The following is a 17,894-nucleotide window of genomic DNA, read 5'->3' as shown; positions in this document are numbered from 1 at the left end:
CTCCCGGGTCTAGCATATTCATGGAGGAGTTGCTGGCCGGAGTAGCGGCCGCAGTGTCCGCCACCGGCGTCGCGGTCACGAGTCACCGGGGCGCCATAACCGACGTTGCAGATTCGGACACGGTATTCGTCGTCGTCCCGCACGAATACTTTGCCGTGACCGCAGCCGAGCATCCGGCGCTGTACGCCCGCACCATTGGATTTGGGGTCGAGCATCCCGGCACGGAAACCTTCGAATCGTCAGTGCGCGCTGCCGCGCCCTTGGGTGCGGACATGCAAATTAGCGTGGACTCCGTGCAGGAGATGCGTCGGCGTGGCCGCGACTCGACTCTGTATTCGCTTGGCTATTCATCCGGGTGGGATCGGTGGCACCAGAGTAACGCGCCGCGAGACATTGATGTCGCGTATCTCGGGACGTCGGACGCTCGCCGACTCGGCCTGCTGGCGGGTTTCGCCGACGAGTTCAGGGGTCTGCGAACTGAACTCCTCATTCCTCCGCACGAGCCTATGACTGCCAATCGTCCCGACTTTCTTACCGGCGAAGCCAAATGGCAGTTGTTGGCTCGCACAAAACTTCTGATCAATCTTCATCGCGACGGCAAGACTGCGTTCGAGTGGGTTCGAGCCTTGGAGGCGATGGGCAACGGTTGCGTCGTCGTCACCGAACCCAGTACCGATATCGGCCGTCTCGTACCAGGTGAGCACCTGCTCGTCGCCCGTGAAGAACGGTTGGGCGCTGTGGTCCGAGCTGCGCTGGGAGACCCCGTTCGAATTGCTCAGATCGCACGAAATGCTTACACGTTTGCGCGCGAAACTCTTTCGATGACGCTCTCTGCCGAGCGACTGGTCGAGCTTGCGCTGCCGCTAAGATCGCTGCCGTATCCAAGCGGTTCCCTTCCGCCGCCGCCCAATATGACGTTGAGTCAGCCGCCGATGGCTGTCTGGTTGCCGGGCGACTACACGCTCAGTGGAGCCACGCATGCGGCCGATATCGAGACAACAGAGCTCCGGCGATCTCTGATCCAGTTGAAATCGGAGCGGTCGTTCACTCGCATCGAGACTCTCGCTCAGGGACCCGGCACGAAGGTCGACATTATCTGTGTCCGTCAGCAGGGCGATGGTCCTCTTTCGCTGACCACGGAGAGTCTCTCCGGTCCGTTGGACTCGAGCTATGCGTTGCACGTCGCCTCGAACGGCATCGGAGCGATCAGCGAGACCGACCCGCGCTGGGCGACCCATCTGAGTTGTGATCTGCCGATCGGCCGAGGTCGAGCGCGGAACATGCTGGTCAGCAATTCGTCGGCTGATCTGATCTTCATCGTCAATGGCGGCGACGAGCTGATCGGTGCCAGCTTGGCGCAGCTCGTCGATGTGATGAGCACGGACTCTGACATTGACATTGCTTTCGCGATGGCGGCGGACGGTCGGTCCGCGATGGCCAATGTCCTCATTCCAGAGTTGCGAAGGTTACGATCCCGCGCCTACCTGACCCGCGGCTACCTCGTGCGGCGACGCTGGCTGGAATCGCTCGGCGGGTTCGCTGAGGACCCATACCTCGAGCAGTACGTCGATCATGACTTCTGGTGGCGAAGTGCCGAGCGCGCGGCCACGACGAGCCTTAGCCGGGCTATCGGTCTGCGCCTATGGACAGCGACGCCTGACGTGGGCCTGCATGAGCTCGATCCCGAACGAACAAGGTCCGTCCTGGCCGAACGCGCTAACGATGCGCAAGACGCGTACAGCGCACAAGCGTCGCCCGGTCAGGCGAGGTGACCTCAAACACCGGTTGTTCGCGTGCGGCCTACGAGCGCCGCGGACGAGTCACCGTACCGCCGTCGAATACCGGCGTCCAGCTAGGCTAACTGGAGCAAGTTCAATTACTGAAAAGGAGTGCCATGCCAGCCGCTCTGTCAGACAACGTCGCCGGTCACCGGGCGAAGTACGAGCATCTAGTCAACTCGCTCCCAGCCGATGAGGTCGGCCGTACTTATGTGGGCGACGGCGACCCGCTCGAGGTCGGGCACAAGGAGCTTGAACTGATCGAGACCTTCTCGGAGCTAGATCGTCTCTCGGTCGTGGACGTGGGGTGCGGCATCGGTCGATTGACCCAATATCTCGTGCACGAACCCATCGGCCACTACCTCGGGCTCGATATCATCCCGGAGATCCTCGAGCAGGCGGTCGCGACGGCTGGCGATGACCGACGGTTCCGATTCGAGATATCTGTCGAGTGCCAAATCCCCGAGCCTGGCGAATCGGTCGACATGGTGGTCGGTTTCTCCCTCATTACGCATCTGATGGATGAGGAAGTGTTCGAATGCATCCAGGAGGCGTACCGCGTCTTACACCCGGGGGGAATCGCGATCTTCTCCTTCATGGACTTCAACCTACCGGTGCACCAGGCCTCATTCTTCAGCCACAGCCGCTACCACCGTCAGGGCCACGGCGACATCCTCAAGTTCACAACCAAAGATGTGCTCACACTCTTCGGTACTCAGGTCGGATTCGATGATGTGAGCTTCATCGACGGTTCGGCTGACCTTCCACGCTCAGGCAAGCCGTCCCCCATCTTCGACATCAGTGGGCTACCGCCGACCTACCAGTTCGGACAATCGGTCTGTGTGCTCCGCAAACCGAAGACATCGACGCAAGCCGGACCCTCGGCCGCTGCCGGAACACGCTGACCAATCGCGGTTGGCAGCGAACCTGGCCCAACCAGCCACCAAAGAATTTTCATGACTCGACACTGCTCCGGGCCTGCGGATGCGGAATGGGCCTGCCGTCGTCACGCAGGCCTGGGCGTTGATGGCCGGCAAACGCGGCCGTAACGCCGGCCATCGCAACGCCCGAGCCGTTAAGACGACTGGAGAAGAGCGGAGTCCTAAGATTGAAAAGAGCTAAGCGTTGAGCAGCTCGATATCGTGATCGACCATTCGTCCGACAATCTCGGCAAACGTCGTTGCAGGTCTCCACCCGAGGCGTTCACGAGCCTTCGTAGCATCTCCAACGAGCTCAGGAGCGTCGCCGGAGCGGGTGAATTGACTATCTGAACTGACAAGCGATTCCCAGTCGGCTATGCCGGCGTGGGAGAACGCGGCGGCGACGAAGTCACGAACTGAGTGGGCCACACCGGTTGCAACGACAAAGTCATCGGCAATCTCAGCGCTAATGGTGCCGTAGATCGCATCCACATAATCTGGTGCCCACCCCCAGTCACGCCGAGCCTCTAGATTGCCCAGCGTCAGGTGATCCTGCTTTCCCGCCGCGATGCGAGCGACCGAGCTGGTGATCTTTCGGGTGACGAAGGTTTCAGGTCGCCGAGGCGATTCGTGGTTGTACAGGATCACGCTACTGGCAAACAGTCCCCGCCCGCGATATACGCTCACCAGGTGGTGGGCCAGCGACTTCGCTGCACCGTACGGTGTGGAAGGTCTGATCGGCGTCAGCTCGGTCTGTGGCGACTCGCACGGACTTCCGAATATCTCGGCACTCGACGCTTGCAAGACACGCACCTGACGGCCGGAGCGCTCCTGAAGCTGCCACGCCGCCTCAAGGACCGCGGCGGCGCCAAGGCCAGTAACCTCAACCGTCATCAAGGGCTGTTGCCATGACAGCGCGACTGAGCTAATGCCACCTAGATTGAAGATGTTGTCAGGTTGGACCGCGTCTACGATCTCCTGGACGCGATACGAGTTCGAGAGATCACCGAAATGAAGACTCTCTTTCGGGACGCTCTCCGGGAGATGTCTGATCTCCGTGTCACCTTCGCGTACTACACCGTGAACATCCCATCCGAGTTCGAGAAGCTTTTCGGTGAGATACCTACCGTCCTGGCCGGTGATCCCGGTGATCAGGGCACGCGGCACGTCAGTCGTCCAGAGTGGACTGCTCAAGTGCTAAGTCTGCGTCCACCATCATCGTGACAAGTTCATCAAAACTGACCTGCGGTTTCCACCCAAGCTGCTCATGCGCCTTTATTGGATCACCGACGAGCAGGTCCACCTCGGCAGGCCGGAAAAATCGCGGATCCTGGATCACGTACGTGTCCCAGGCGTCAATTCCGACATGGCGGAACGCGACATCGAGAAACTCACGAATCGAGTGGGTCTCCCCCGTCGCGATCACGTAGTCATCGGCAACGTCCTGCTGCAACATGCGCCACATGGCATCGACGTAGTCCCCGGCGAAGCCCCAGTCTCGCTTGGCTTCGAGGTTTCCGAGTGCGACGTTCTCCTGCAGGCCCAACGATATCCGCGCGACTGCCTTGCTGATCTTGCGCGTAACGAATTCTGGCCCTCGGCGCGGGGACTCATGATTGAACAGCATGCCCGAAGACGCATGCATGCCGTAGGACTCGCGATAGTTGATCGTCATGTAGTGGCCGAAAACCTTCGCCACACCGTAGGGGGACCGCGGCCACAGCAAAGTCGTCTCGCGCTGAGGAACCTCACGCACCTTGCCGAACATCTCCGAGCTAGATGCTTGGTAGAAGCGAATCTCTGCCGCGTCGGGACCTGCGTGCAGGCGAATGGCCTCGAGAATGTTGAGAACCCCCATGCCGGTCACCTCCGAGGTGATCCGAGCGTTCTCCCATGAATACGGCACGAAGGAAATCGCGCCGAGGTTGTAGACCTCCGACGGCTGCGAATCCTTCAACGCGCGCATCAGGCTGGACATGTCGTTGAGGTCGCCGGTGATGATCTTGACGTCAGGCAGCACGCTCTCGATGATCGTTCGCTTCGGGTTGTTCTGCCCGCGAACCAGGCCGAACACCTCGTACCCCTTCGAGAGCAGCAACTCTGCGAGATACATTCCGTCCTGGCCTGTGATTCCAGTGATGAGCGCGCGTGCCAAGGAAAACTCTCTTCGTCGTGTCATGGACCGATCCGGGTGCAGCTCCCTGCGCCGCTCGGTGGACGCGTGATGTGTACCGCAGACAATCCGCTTCAACTGCTCCGTCCGGAGCCCCACGGCGAGCGTAGCCGTCAGCCCGGCCCAACCAAAATCCGTGGCAGCCTGGGGGCGGCGTTGGTCTACCCGCGTCGCAAGCTCAACTCAACCCGACCCTAACGAATTGCGTTGGGCAGCGAGCCCTTGAAGAGCCAGCCGTCGAAGAACTCGTCGAGCGAGAGACTGCTCCAAGCCTGTGCGTGCGAAATGAAGTCGGCCGTCCGCACACAGCCATGGGCATTCTCGGCGGTCCAGGAGAGGAGCAGTTCAAAGAAGGCCGCATCTCCGAGACGGCGCCGCAGCGCGTGCAGAGTGAGCGCACCGCGCTTGTAGAGGCGGTCGTCGAACATCAGCTGCGGTCCCGGATCGGCGATGATCAGGTTCTGCGGCAGACCACGCAACCGCTCGAAGTATTTCGCCGCCAACTGCTGGGCCGTCGGGCCACCGGAGAACTCGGAGAAGAGCCACTCCGCGTAGCAGGCGAATCCCTCGTTGAGCCAGATGTCACGCCAGCCGGCCACCGTCAGGCTGTTGCCGAACCACTGGTGGGCCAACTCGTGGGCCACCAGCCGCTCGTAGCTGCGCCGCCCGTCGACGAAGTTGGAGCCGAATACCGACATCCCCTGCGCCTCGAGCGGGATCTCCAGCGCGTCGTCGGTGATCACCACCGTGTACCGCGCGTACGGGTAGCGCCCGAAGAGACGGGTGAAGATCTCCATCATCAGCGGCTGGCGCCCGAAGTCGACGTCGAACCGAGGCCGGACCCGCGGTGGGAGGGCGGCCAGCTGTGGCACCGGCGCGCTGGCGATGGAGAGCAGCTCATACTGCCCGACCTGCACGCTGGCCAGGTAGGTCGCCATCGGTTCCGGCTGGTCGAAGATCCAGGTCGTCTGCCCGGCGCCGGCCCGTTGCGAGAGCAGGGTTCCGTTGGAGACCACCCGGTAGGGCGAATCTGTGCTGAAGGTGATCCGGTAGCTCGCCTTGTTGCTCGGACGGTCATTGCAGGGGAACCAGGATGCGGCGCCGTTGGGCTGGCTGGCGACGATGACCCCGTCATCGAGCTCCTCCCAACCGATGCTTCCCCAGGCCCCGCGTAACGGCTTCGGGTTACCGGAGTAGTGCACCTCGACGACGAAGCCCGCACCGGCCGGGATCGTTCGGGCCAACCACACCTGGAGCTTGCGGCGGCCGTGCACGAAACGCTTCACCCGGGCGCCGTCGACGGTCACCTTCTTCACCTGCATGCCCGCCAGGTCCAGGCTGAACATCGAGATACCGCTGTTGGCTCGGGCCGAGATGATCGCCCGGCCGGCCAATCGATTGCTGGAGAGGCGATAGCTCAGCTCAAGGTCGTAACGGTGGACGTCGAAGCTGAGGTCGCCGCTATCCGGAACGTAGGGATCGGCGACGCCCCGAGCGCTGCTCAAAGCCCCAACTCGCTGCGGGCCGGCCGGATCGGTTGCTCGGGCTGGGCAGCCTGTGACGACTGCTCGGGCTGCTGGAGGCGGTGGCTCAACTCGGCCGGCTGGCCCTGATCGGATACCCCGTCCGCCGGCTCGTTGAGCGGCTCGCTCCAGGGGGAGATCGGGTTGCCGATCCAGCGCGTCCCGGCCGGCACCAGCTCGCCGCGCATCACCAGCGACGCCGGTCCGACGGTGGCCCCGGGCCCGATCGCCGCGGCCGGCAGGATGACACCGTGCGGCCCGAGCGTTGCGCCCGCAGCCAACTCGACGGTGTCCATACGCATAATCCGATCATGGAACAGGTGGGTCTGCAGGACGCACCCCCGGTTCACCGTCACCGCGTCGCCCAGTTGCACCAGATCGGCCTCCGGTAGCCAGTACGTCTCGCACCAGACGCCCCGACCGATCCTGGCCCCCAGCGTCCGCAGCCAGAGGTTGAGGACCGGGGTGCCGGTCGCCGCCCGGGCGAACCATGGGGCGGCCACCATCTCGACGAAGGTGTCGACGACTTCGTTGCGCCAGACGAAGGAACTCCACAGCGGGTGCTCGACGACCCGCAGCCGCCCGACGAGCAGCCACTTGGCCGCGGTGGTGATCGCACCGGCCACCGCACCGGCGGCCAGCAGGACGAGCCCGCCGCAGAGAGCGGCCAGCCAGTAGCCACGCTGCACGGCCAGCCATTGCAGGGCGAGCAGCACCCCGGCGCCGACGGCGAAGGTGACGATGAGCGGGATGGCCCGGCAGAGCTCGACCAGGGAGCGGGCCAGCCGGACCCGCCGGCTCGGGGCGAAGGTGCGGGCCCGGTCCGCCTCGTCGGCCGAGCGACGCAGCTGCACCGGCGGACTCCCCAGCCAGGAGGAGCCCTTCTTCGCCTTCTCCGGTGAGACGGAGAGGACGGCGATGAGGCCGTTCTTCGGCACCGAGCGTCCGGGCGCGGCCATGGCGGAGTTCCCGAGGAACGCCCTCTTCCCGACCTTGGCCGGCGCGATCCGCAGCCAGCCGCGACCGAGCTCATAGGAGGCGATCATGGTGTCATCGGCCAGGAAGGCGCCGTCGTTCACCTGGGTCATCTTGGGCAGCAGCAGCACCGTGGACGCCTCGACCCCGCGACCGATCTGCGCCCCGAGCGCCCGCAGCCAGATCGGGGTGAAGAGGCTCGAGTAGATCGGGAAGAGCAGCGAGCGGGCCGAGTCCATCAGCCGCTCGGTGGCCCACACCTGCCAACCGATCCGGCTGCGGACCGGGAACTCGCCGGCCCGCACGCCGATGCCGAGGGCCCGCACGATGAGCAGGGTCAGGAGCGCATAGCCGACCAGCCAGCTCAATGCCACCGCGGGCACGGCGATCGCCACCGCCCGCGTCGCCGCCGCCAGCGTGTCGGCCTCGTGCACCAGGCGGGCGACCAGGGCGAGGCCGGGCAGCAGCGCCAGCACCGGCAGCAGCGCGAAGACCGCCGACGCCAGGGCGTAGGCGATCACCCAGCGCCGTCGCCGTGGCACCTGATGCGGCCAGTCGTCCTTGGCCAGCCCTTCGTACGCGGCCGGCGCTCCGGCCCACTTCTCGCCATCGCCGACCTGCCCGGTCACCCAGGAGCCGGCCTCGACCTGGGCGTCCCGGCCGACCCGGGCCCCGGGGGCCAGGGTGCTGCGGGAGCCGACGGTGGCGTTGACCCCGACGTGCACCCGTCCCAGACGCAGCACGTCCCCGTCGATCCAGTACCCGGAGAGGTCGACCTCGGGTTCGATCGCTGCGCCGCGGCCCAGGGTCAGCATCCCGGTGATCGGTGGCAGCGAATGCAGGTGCACGTCGCGCCCGACCTTGGCCCCCAATGCCCTTGCGTAGTAGGCGATCCACGGCGCGCCGGCCAGGTTGGCCGCACCGACCGCATCGGCCAGCCGTTCGGCCGTCCAGACCCGGATGTGCACCGAGCCACCCCGCGGATGCTCCCCCGGTTGCACGCCCCACAGCAGGGCCCGGGCTCCGAGGACGGCCAGTCCCATCCGCCCCGGCGGGCTGACCAGAACGATGAGCGCGCCCAGCAACCACCACCAGGAGACGGTCGGTGCCCACTCGTAGCCGGACGGGCGGCCGTAGCGGTTCAACAGGTTGTTGAGCAACCCGAGCACGGTGAGCCAGCGCAGTCCGGTGACGGTCTGCAGCGCCAGGGTGAGCAGCACCTGGACGAGCTGGGTCGCTCGCGGTACCGGGCGCATGGACCGCACCACGGCTTCCTTCGCCGGTGCCGACACGTCCAGCAGGTCGGCCAGGTCTCCCAGTCGCGGGTTCTGGTAGATGTCGGCCACCGTCACGCTGGTGAAGCGCTCCCGCAGCATCGAGATGAGACGCGCCGCCGACAGGCTCCCCCCGCCGTGGGCGAAGAAGTCATCGTCGGCACCCAGCACCTGACTGCCGAGCACCCCCGACCAGCGTTCGGCCAGCCACGCGGCGGTGCCGGTGAGATTGTGGTTCGCCTCGGCCGGAGCGCCGCCGGTGAGCGGCCACGGCAGCGCGTTGCGGTCGACCTTGCCGGAGGTCCGGGTGGGGAGGTCATCCACCACGGCCAGCACCGGCACCAGCGCGGCCGGCAGCTGTTCGCGCAGCCGGGCGAGCGCCTCAGACGGCACGAACTCCTGCTCCGGGCTGATGACGACGTAGCCGACCAGGATCTGGTTGCCGGCCGGCGTGCTCTTCACCGCGGCGGCGGCGGCCACCACGTCGGGCAGTGCCTGCAGCGCCGCGTCCACCTCGCCGAGCTCGATGCGCCGCCCGCCGAGCTTCACCTGTTCGTCGGCTCGTCCCTGAAAAACAAGGCCATCCGTCTCGTAGCGGACCAGGTCGCCCGAGCGGTAGGCCCGCGGCCAGCCCAAGGTCGGGAACGGCGCGAACTTCTCGGCGTCCTTCTGCGGGTCCAGGTAGCGGGCCAGCCCGACCCCGCCGATGATCAGCTCGCCGACCGCACCCACCTCGACCGGCTGACCCTGCCCGTCCACCACGGCCAACTCCCAGCCGTCCAGCGGAAGCCCGATCCGGACCGGCTCATCCTCCCGTAGCAGGGCGCCGCAGGCCACCACCGTCGCCTCGGTCGGGCCGTAGGTGTTCCAGACTTCGCGCCCCTCCTCGACCAGCCGGTCGACCAGCTCCGGCGGGCAGGCCTCGCCGCCGAAGATGAGCAGCCGCACCCCGTCCAGGCAGTCCGGCGGCCAGAGCGCGGCCAGTGTCGGGACGGTCGAGACGATGGTGATCCGCTGCCGGATGAGCCAGGGGCCGAGGTCGATACCGCTGCGCACCAGGGAGCGGGGCGCCGGCACCAGGCAGGCCCCGTAGCGCCAGGCCAGCCACATCTCCTCGCAGGAGGCGTCGAAGGCCACGGAGAGACCGGCAAGCACCCGGTCTCCGGGGACGATCGGCTGATTCGGCAGGAACATTCTCGCCTCGGCGTCGACGAAGGCGGCCGCGCTGCGGTGGCTCACCGCGACGCCCTTCGGCGTTCCCGTCGAGCCCGAGGTGAAGATGATCCAGGCGTCATCCGCGGGGGTCGGCTGCTCCGGTGCGGGTCGGCTCTGGTCCGCGGTCGGACGGGACGGCCCGGACTCAGACCCGGACTCGGTCCCGGATCTGGCCCAGAATTCGGTGTCGACGACCAAGCGCACCGCCGCCTCGGAGAAGACCAGTTCCGCCCGCTCCGGCGGGTCGTCGGCATCCACCGGGACGTAGGCCGCGCCGGCGCTGAGAATAGCCAGGATGGCGATGTACAGATCGTGGGTTCCCGACGGGAGCCGGACTCCGACCCGGTCACCGCGCCGCACCCCGGCCTCGACCAGGTTCTCGGCAAAGCTCGTCACGGCCCGCTGCAGCTCGCCGTAGCTGACGGTGCTCGTGCCGTCGTCCAGCGCCGGCGCCGCCGGGAACGCGGCGACGGTGGCGGCGAAGACGTCGATGAGGGTGCGCACCGCCGGGGCAGCGGCGACGTCGCCAAGCACATGGCCGTTTACATCGCCGTGCACATGGCCGTGCACATCGCCGGTCGGGGCCGGAGTCGCCGACAGGGCGGGCGGTGCGGGCTCTTCGGTCACGGTCCTGTCTTCACCAACTCGGCCAATGGGGCAGGTGCCCTCATAGTCTCAGGTTCAGGTGAACGGCGTTCGACAGGCCGGTCAGTGGCGGTCGCCCGGCAGGAGCGCGGCCACCCAGGCGTCATGGCGGACGCCGCGGGCGACACAGCGCGAGCGCGCGATCCCCTCGTACTGGAAGCCGACCCGTTCGGCGGTGCGCCGCGATCCCCAGTTGCCGACGAAGGCCAACCACTCGATGCGCTGCAGCGCCAATGCGTCGAAGCCCCAGTCGCAGATGGTGCGCAGCGCGGAGCTGGCGACCCCGTTGCAGCGGGCCCAGGGCGCGACGGCGAACCCCACCTCGGCGCCACCCTCGCCGTCGAGGCGCAGATCGATACTGCCGGCGTATGGGTGCTCGTCGGTCGAGATCGCGAAGATCGGGTTACGACCGTTGGCGTACCCGGAGGCGGCAAGGGCAATGAATTCCTGCCCATCCTGCTCGGTGTACGGGATCGGGATGGTGGTGAAGCGCTGCGTCTGCCCGTCCTGGCAGGCGACTACGATCGCCGGCACGTCGGCATCGGTGAGCGGGCGCAGGCGCACCGCGGCCCACCCGGGGGAGGGGACGGAGGCGAGTTCGACCGGCGCGATGGCCGAGGACGTTTGCGTGCTGAGGCCCATAACCCCATCGAACACCACGACGCGGCGACGAGCACCGCAATTAGCGCGACGCCCTGTCAGTTCGCGATGGCCCGCACGCCGATGTTGGCCAGCATGGCCGGCGGGATCTCCGGGCTGATGTCGATCAGCGCGGCGATGAGCTCCTGCGGCCAGTCGAGCATCATCGAGTTCGGAACCGTCTTCAGCTGGTAGCCGAACTGCTCGGTGACACTGAACCCGGCGGCGTTCAGGTCCCGCCCGAGCATGTCGAAGTCGAAGACCCGCAGGTGGCCGACCAGACGGTCACGGTCGCTGAGCACGTCCAGGCGATCCATGAAGCCCATCCGGACGGCGAGGCGGCGGTGCAGCGACTCGGCATTGGGGACCATGACGATCAGCGCCCCACCGGGACGCAGCCAGGTGCGGATCTGGCTGAAGAGAGCGACCGGGTCGTCGACGTGTTCGGCGATGTGCAGCGCGAGTACGGCGTCGTAGGGTTCGGCCGGGGTGAACTCCTCGAACATCGCGGTGTGCACGACCAGGCCGGTGCCGGCGTGCTTCTCCAGCGCGGCCTGGGCCAGCCGGGGGGAGCCCTCGACGACCTCGATGTTCACGCCGCGGGCCAGCAGTTCGCCGGTGACAAGACCGGTGCCGAAGCCCATCTCCAGCACCCGCTCGGCGCCGTGCAGGGCGGCCAGGGTGCGGTCCAGCGAACGCTCCTGCCCCATCTCCTCGATGTCGACGTCGGCCACCGCCGCGTTGAGGTAGTACTCGTCGGCGAAGGCGTCGAGCTTCTCCGGCGTCAATTCGTTGGAGACCGGCTGGGTCTCGGTGGTCAGTGTCATCGGCTCAGCGCCTCCGCTGCTCGTAGTCCCTGGACGATCTGTTCGCCGAGGGCGTCGGCGCCGAACTGCAGGCCGGCGCCGACGATCTCGGCATTGAGGTTGGCGTGGTCAACCGCGGTCGCGGCCTGACCGAAACGCAGCGAGTTCGCGTGCGTCGGCAGCGGGAAGGAGTTGACTGCGCCGCTGCGCAGTTCGACCATCTCGGCCCCGGCGCGCAGGATCGCGGCGCGCTCCACTGATTTGCGGGCGGCGGCGACGATCTCCACCTCCGGCGTGTCATGACGCAGCTCCACCGTGAGCACACTGTGCCCCGGCGAGCCGACGCCGCCGGAGGAGATCCGGATCGCCGGCACGTCGGAATCCACGATGTTCAGCAGCGACGGCAGCTGCAGCAGGTCGTCGTCGGCGACTTCGAGCCAGCTGATGACGGTGCGTGCCGAGTCAGGGGTGTACTCGGCCCCGACGGCGGCGAAGAGCTGCCCGGCCGGCGCGCCGATGACCGGGTAGTCGGCGTCCAGGGTGAGCCCGTCGGCGAAGCCGATCCGGGTCGCCCCGTTCGGCAGCGACTCCAGCGCCGTGAGGGCGCCGACCTGCTCCGGACGCACCCCGTGAGTCGCCAGCCGGGCCAGCAGCTCGGCCACCACCTCGCCGGCACCACCACCGGCGACGCTGTGAAACGGCCGGTCGACGGCGAACTGAATCTTCTCGTCCCCGGCGGCCTGGGCCAGCGTCTGCGGCCAGAAGAGCGGCAGCCAGATCTTGCGGCGCAGCGCCGCGATCACATCAGTGCAGCCACCGGCGACGAACTTCTCCGCCATCGGCTCCATGAACAGACGGTGGAAGGTCTCACCGTGGTTGACGAACGACGCGTCGCCGAGAGTCATCTGGTCCAGCCGGCGCACGGTGTCGGCGGCCAGCAGACCGGCCGGGTCACCCATGCCCCGCCAGCAGGCCATCGCCTCGCAGCGAATCGCCGCGCGCTCGGTGTCGCTGAGCGCCTCGCGCAGGGCGGCGGCATCGGTCGTGAAATACAGGTCGTCGACGACGCGGCCGTTGAAGAGCATCTGCGGACGCGCCACCTGCACCAGCCGATCACCGACGAGGTCGCTGAGGTACGTGCTGATCGTCGACACGTAGTGCCGGTGACCGGCCGGACCCGGCACGTAGGAGCTCAACGGGGGCGTCGACGTGCTCTGCTCGTAGCTCAGTTCAAGCAGCCGGACGCCGAGCTCCAGGACGCGCCCGTCCAGGCGCATGGAGCCGAAGCCACCTCCGGGTGGGCGCCGGTCGACCAGCAGCCGCACCGGCTCACCGGCGGCGGCCAGGCGGTCAGCGGCGACCAGGGAGGCGATGCTCGACCCGACGACGATCCGTTCAGTCATCGGTGCAGACCAGGCTGTCGGTGAGGGCCGAATCGAGCTGGCTGTCGTTCGTCAGCACCAGGTAGGTCATGGCCGCGACGTCGGGCAGGTGGACGGCACCGCGGATGAACCCCTCGATGACCTCCTCGGGCAGCTGGCTCATCAGGCTGTTCGGCAGCGGCTTGAGCATGATGCCCTCGCGCGCGGCGACCGAGAGCCCGGCCCGCTCGGCCAGCGCCTGCAGTTCGTCGGCGCCCCAGAGCCCACGGGTGCCCCACTGGCTGCCGCGCTCGGAGATCTCGTCGAGGGATGAGATGAGTCCCATCTCCAGCGCGCAGAGGCGATGAATGGAGTGCGGATTCTGCAGCGTTATGTGGATCATTCCGCCCGGCACCAGCAGCTGCGAGCAGCGGCGCAGGAACTCGACCGGGTCGGCCAGCTCGTGGAGCACGTTGGTGGCGAGGAGATGCTCGTAACGCTTGACCCCCACCTGCAGATCGTCGAGGTCACCTACCTCGAAGCGCGCACCGAGCAGACCGCGCTGCCGGGCCCGATCCAGGAAGACCTCCGAGCGATCGACGCCGACCCAGCAACTGGGCGCGCTGAGAGCCAACGTTTTGCTGGACATCAAGCCGGTCGCACAGCCGAGCTCGAGCACCCGATCGCCGACGGTGATCCGCTCCGCGATGCGACGCGAGGTCGCGATCGTGTAGTACCGGTCGAAGTCGGTATCCGGGTCATAGGTGTCTGCGTAGTCGATTCCGGTCATCGGAGGTCCTTTACCAGGGTGAGTCGCGGCTCGATCTTGGCAAGCACGCTGCGCTTGAACTGCACGAGCCCGGAGTTCGGAACCAGTCCGGAGCCCCCCTCGTTCAGTCGTGGCTCGGGTTCGTTGGAGATGCCCAGGTCGATGACCCCGACGCCGTCGGTGATCGCCCGCTCCACCAGCCGGTAGGCCAGCAGCATCATCGGGGAGCGCTTCAGCTCGTGCTCGGCGTCGCCCCAGGCGACGACAAGGTCCCGTCCGGGTGCGACCCGGTAGACCAGTGCGGCCGCGACCAGCCCGCCACCGTGGCGCAGCGCGAACATCCGCACGTGTGGGTTGAGCTGAGTGCGGGCGCGGGTGAGGTAGTCGGCCGAGAGGGCGAAGCGACGCCCCTTGCGCAGCCGGTTCTCGGCCAGCAGCGTGTACGCCTGCGCCCAGAGGGCGTCGTCGCTGACCTCGCTGAAGGTCAACTCCTCGGTGAGCAGGTAGCGCAGCGTCTTCTGGGCCGCCGGGCGTAGGGCGTGCACGTACTCCAGCGGAGTGCGCCAGTTGCTCACCGGGATGTGCTGGTTCAGCTCGCAGCGTTCGACGGTGAAGCCGGCGTTGAGGAGGGTGAACTGGACGACCGGTTCGTTGTCGGAGTAGCAGGCTGGGGGCAGCTTCAGCCGCAGCGAGCGAACACCGGCCGCCTCGATGTTGCGCACCGACCCGAGCACCACGTCAGCGATGTTGTCGTTGGTCTCGCGGTCGTCGACCAGGTCGACTCCGCCGAACGGCGCGCTGTAGCCGGAGATGAAGGTGTCCCCGTCGCGGACCCCGCTGAGGCCGCCGAGCATGCGGCCGGCGTCGTCATGCACCTCGGTGAAGAGGACGTCCTGCTCGCTGAGGCCAGTCTGCGGCGTGGACTGACCGGCGCCGGGAGCGGCGCCCAGGTTGAGCTCATGGAAGGACGCCCAGTTGAAGAGGCGTCGCCACCGGGCATTCTGACTTCCGGGCGCGGCAAAGCGCAGGGTGTCGAGCTCCGTCACGAGGGTCACATAAGAGCTATCGGCCCCCGGCGCAGATACCTGAGTCACGGTAGGTAAATGCGTTGATCTCGCTCACATTCCCCGGCGGCGGGCCGATGAGGGGTTCAGCCGGTACTTCACGGGCGCCGAGTTGAGTAGGAGAAATCGCGTGTCAGCCACCCCCCTGACGGATCTGACCCAATTCCCGAGCACCACGCTGCGCACCCGCCCGGCCAACCCGTTGACCCGCTCCTTGGTCGTCGATCTCCCGATTGTCGGGGACCCGCGCGGCAACCTCACCTTCGTCGAGGCCGGTAGGCACATCCCGTTCGCCATCGAGCGGGTGTACTACCTCTATGACGTCCCCGGCGGCGCCAGTCGCGGCGGCCATGCGCACAAGGGGCTGCACCAGCTCATCATCGCCATGTCGGGCAGCTTCGACATCGTCCTCGACGACGGCGTCGAGCGCCGCATCCACAGCCTGAACCGCTCCTACAAGGGGCTCTACGTGCCGCCGATGGTCTGGCGCGAGATCGACAACTTCTCCTCGGGCTCCGTCTGCATGGTGCTGGCCTCAGCCCACTACGACGAGGACGACTACTACCGCGAATACGAAGAGTTCGCCGTCGACGCCGGGAACCGGCTCGGCTGGGACTCATGAACGACGGCGCCACCACAGAGAAGTCAACCGGAGAGAAGTCAACCGGAGAGAAGACAACCGGAGAGAAGTCAAGCGGAATCTCGGCTTCGGCGGCTGACCGCTCGCTGGCCGCCAATCGGGCTTGCTATGACGCCCTCGTCGACGTCGCGGCCGGACATCTGCTCGCCGCGGACCCCGAGAACGTCCTGCTGGCGGCGACGATCGCCGCGAACTTCGCCTGGAACGCCGCGATCGGCATCCTCAACGACCCGAGGCTGGAGTCGATGATCACCGACTCGGTCCGGGCTCCCGGTACGGCCGCCCCGCAGGTCGACCGGTCGCGCAGCAACGGGCGAGTGTTGCACGTCCTCACCCACTGCGGAGACATCGGCGGGCACTCGCGCCTCGCCTGGCGCTGGATCCAGCGTGACACCCGGAGGGCCGACGTCGCCCTCACCCACCAGACCTCAGCGGTGCCGGCCGAGATGCTCTCCGCGGTGGCCCGCTCCGGCGGCGGCGTGCACGACCTCACCGCGGCCTACGGAAGCCTGCTGGAGCAGGCCTATGAGCTACGACGGCTGATGGAGCGGGCCGACATCGTCGTCATGCATACCCACCCGTTCGACGCCGTAGCGATCGCCGCGGCCAACCTGCCCGGTGTCCGCCCGCCGATCATCTTCGAAAACCACGCCGACCACACCTACTGGCTCGGGCTGTCGATGGCGGATGTGGTCACCGACAACCGGCCCATCGGCGGCCGTCTCTGCGCGGAGGTTCGCGGGATACCGGCGCAACGTCTGAGCCTGCTCCCGCTCTCGGTCGACGCCCAGCCGGCTTCGGCCGGGAGCAGCCGGGGCGAACTCCGGGCCCGGCTCGGCATCCCCGCCGACAGTGTGATCGCCGTCTGCGTCGCCGGGGCGGGGAAGCTGCGCCCGGTCTTCGGGACCGGCTTCGCCGAGATCGCCGCCGAGCTGCTGGAGCGGGTTCCGGCGCTGACCCTGCTACTGGTCGGACCGCCGGCCCAGGGCGAGTGGCGCGACCTGATGGATCGGTTCCCGAATCGTTTCTTCGCCCTCGGGCTGCTCAGTGACGCGGCGTCCCTCTACCCGGTCTGCGACATCTACCTCGACGCCTACCCGATCTCGTCCGGCACGGCGCTGCTCGAGGCGGCGGTCGCCGGCCTACCGACGCTGAGCCTGCAGGAGCCGGAGAAGTACAGCGACGTATGGACGGCCGAGTCCCCCGGTCTCACCGACCCGCTGCACCGGGCCGGTTCACGCGGTGAGTATCTCGAACGCATCGCCGCGCTGGCCGCGTCGGCCAAGCTGCGCCGTCAGCATGGCGAGGCGGCTCGACGGACTGTACTGGCCGCGCACACCGGCTCGGGCTGGTCGCAGCGCCTCGAGGCCGTCTACGCCCAGGCTCGCCGGGTGCCGTCGGCGGACTTGGCGGCGGTCAGCCAGGTCGAGCCGACCCCGGCCCAGGCTCAGTACAACCGGGAGCTGCTGCGTTTCATGCGCGGCAGTGACGAGCCGACGCCCTTCGAGCGGATCAACCTGCCGCTGGCCCAGGTGGTTGGGACCCGGCTGCATGCCGAGCTCTTCGCGGCCACCATCGGGGCCCGCCGTAGCCGATCACCGCTGACGCTGCGCGTCGGGCCGCAGTGGCCGCAGCACCGGGCCTGGATGCTGCGCGCGCTGCGTCTCTGCTCGACCAACCCGGGGATCGCGTTGAGCCTGCCGGTGCTGGAGGGCGCCGAGGATGAGGCCCTACTGGCGATCGTCCTTGAATTGCTGGGCGAACTGGGCCTGGACGGCGACTCCTGTGGCAACGTCTCGATCGAGGCTGACGAGCTGGTCGACGCGCTGGCGCTGCGCCTGCAGTTCACCGCCAACGGGCTCGACTTCTTCGCTGCCCTCAGCAACCAGCTGCTGCGGCGGCAGCCCGTCGGCGATCCAGCGCCGACGCTGCTCGCCGATTCGGTGGCGGTTGCGTGAGCTCGAACCGCCAGGATCGGTTATAGTCGATTCACTATGCGCGCGCTGCTACTTCTTGCCAGCCGCGGCGAGGCCTGAGAAACACACTCAGTCGGCCCCTCGTCGCGGGCCGCAGTGCTGCCGACGTCGTCCTGCGTTTCACAACTCGCCTGAG

13 protein-coding genes are annotated in these 17,894 nt (G+C 67.2%); 4 read left to right on the top strand and 9 right to left on the bottom strand.

The window, feature by feature from the left end; all coding sequences use genetic code 11:
* Positions 1-20 precede the first annotated feature (20 nt).
* The gene (locus CPH63_RS06550) at positions 21-1,772 is read left to right on the top strand and encodes a glycosyltransferase (RefSeq protein ID WP_157749337.1); all 1,752 of its coding nucleotides are present in this window, start codon (positions 21-23) and stop codon (positions 1,770-1,772) included.
* A 218-nt stretch (positions 1,773-1,990) separates the two neighbouring features.
* Positions 1,991-2,683 (top strand): class I SAM-dependent methyltransferase, encoded by a 693-nt coding sequence (locus CPH63_RS06545; protein WP_157749336.1) that lies wholly within the window; start codon positions 1,991-1,993, stop codon positions 2,681-2,683.
* A gap of 213 nt (positions 2,684-2,896) precedes the next feature.
* On the opposite strand, the gene CPH63_RS06540 is transcribed toward CPH63_RS06545, so the two are convergent.
* The 9 genes from CPH63_RS06540 to CPH63_RS06500 form a co-directional block, all read right to left on the bottom strand.
* On the bottom strand, positions 2,897-3,892 hold the full coding sequence (locus CPH63_RS06540; protein WP_241895827.1) for a GDP-mannose 4,6-dehydratase: 996 nt from the start codon (positions 3,890-3,892) through the stop codon (positions 2,897-2,899).
* Entirely contained in the window at positions 3,867-4,853 is a 987-nt protein-coding gene (locus CPH63_RS06535) for a GDP-mannose 4,6-dehydratase (protein ID WP_096304987.1), read from the bottom strand. The genes CPH63_RS06540 and CPH63_RS06535 overlap by 26 nt, the downstream gene beginning before the upstream one ends.
* 212 nt (positions 4,854-5,065) lie before the next feature.
* Positions 5,066-6,376, bottom strand: coding sequence for a M1 family metallopeptidase (locus tag CPH63_RS06530; RefSeq protein WP_096302101.1), 1,311 nt, complete (start codon positions 6,374-6,376; stop codon positions 5,066-5,068).
* Positions 6,373-10,428 (bottom strand): Pls/PosA family non-ribosomal peptide synthetase, encoded by a 4,056-nt coding sequence (locus CPH63_RS06525; protein WP_096304986.1) that lies wholly within the window; start codon positions 10,426-10,428, stop codon positions 6,373-6,375. The genes CPH63_RS06530 and CPH63_RS06525 overlap by 4 nt, the downstream gene beginning before the upstream one ends.
* 138 nt (positions 10,429-10,566) lie before the next feature.
* Positions 10,567-11,145: a GNAT family N-acetyltransferase gene (locus CPH63_RS06520; protein WP_096302100.1), complete on the bottom strand. Its 579-nt coding sequence runs from the start codon at positions 11,143-11,145 to the stop codon at positions 10,567-10,569.
* Positions 11,146-11,201: 56 nt separating this feature from the next.
* The gene (locus tag CPH63_RS06515) at positions 11,202-11,969 is read right to left on the bottom strand and encodes a bifunctional 2-polyprenyl-6-hydroxyphenol methylase/3-demethylubiquinol 3-O-methyltransferase UbiG (protein WP_096302099.1); all 768 of its coding nucleotides are present in this window, start codon (positions 11,967-11,969) and stop codon (positions 11,202-11,204) included.
* Positions 11,966-13,351 carry an FAD/NAD(P)-binding protein gene (locus tag CPH63_RS06510; RefSeq protein WP_096302098.1) on the bottom strand — a complete coding sequence of 462 codons (1,386 nt, stop codon included), beginning with the start codon at positions 13,349-13,351 and terminating at the stop codon, positions 11,966-11,968. Before CPH63_RS06510 ends, CPH63_RS06515 begins: the two co-directional genes overlap by 4 nt.
* On the bottom strand, positions 13,344-14,099 hold the full coding sequence (locus CPH63_RS06505) for a class I SAM-dependent methyltransferase (RefSeq protein ID WP_096302097.1): 756 nt from the start codon (positions 14,097-14,099) through the stop codon (positions 13,344-13,346). The genes CPH63_RS06510 and CPH63_RS06505 overlap by 8 nt, the downstream gene beginning before the upstream one ends.
* Complete coding sequence (locus tag CPH63_RS06500) at positions 14,096-15,124, bottom strand: GNAT family N-acetyltransferase (protein WP_157749335.1); 1,029 nt, start codon at positions 15,122-15,124, stop codon at positions 14,096-14,098. Before CPH63_RS06500 ends, CPH63_RS06505 begins: the two co-directional genes overlap by 4 nt.
* Before the next feature lie 220 nt (positions 15,125-15,344).
* Between CPH63_RS06500 and CPH63_RS06495 the strand changes: the two genes are divergently transcribed.
* Positions 15,345-15,764 (top strand): FdtA/QdtA family cupin domain-containing protein, encoded by a 420-nt coding sequence (locus CPH63_RS06495; RefSeq protein ID WP_096304985.1) that lies wholly within the window; start codon positions 15,345-15,347, stop codon positions 15,762-15,764.
* The gene (locus CPH63_RS06490; protein WP_096302094.1) at positions 15,761-17,740 is read left to right on the top strand and encodes a glycosyltransferase; all 1,980 of its coding nucleotides are present in this window, start codon (positions 15,761-15,763) and stop codon (positions 17,738-17,740) included. Before CPH63_RS06495 ends, CPH63_RS06490 begins: the two co-directional genes overlap by 4 nt.
* Positions 17,741-17,894 lie beyond the last annotated feature (154 nt).

It is taken from the genome of Jatrophihabitans sp. GAS493, assembly GCF_900230215.1.
GTDB lineage: Bacteria > Actinomycetota > Actinomycetes > Mycobacteriales > Jatrophihabitantaceae > MT45.
This window is presented reverse-complemented; position numbering and strand designations above follow the sequence as displayed.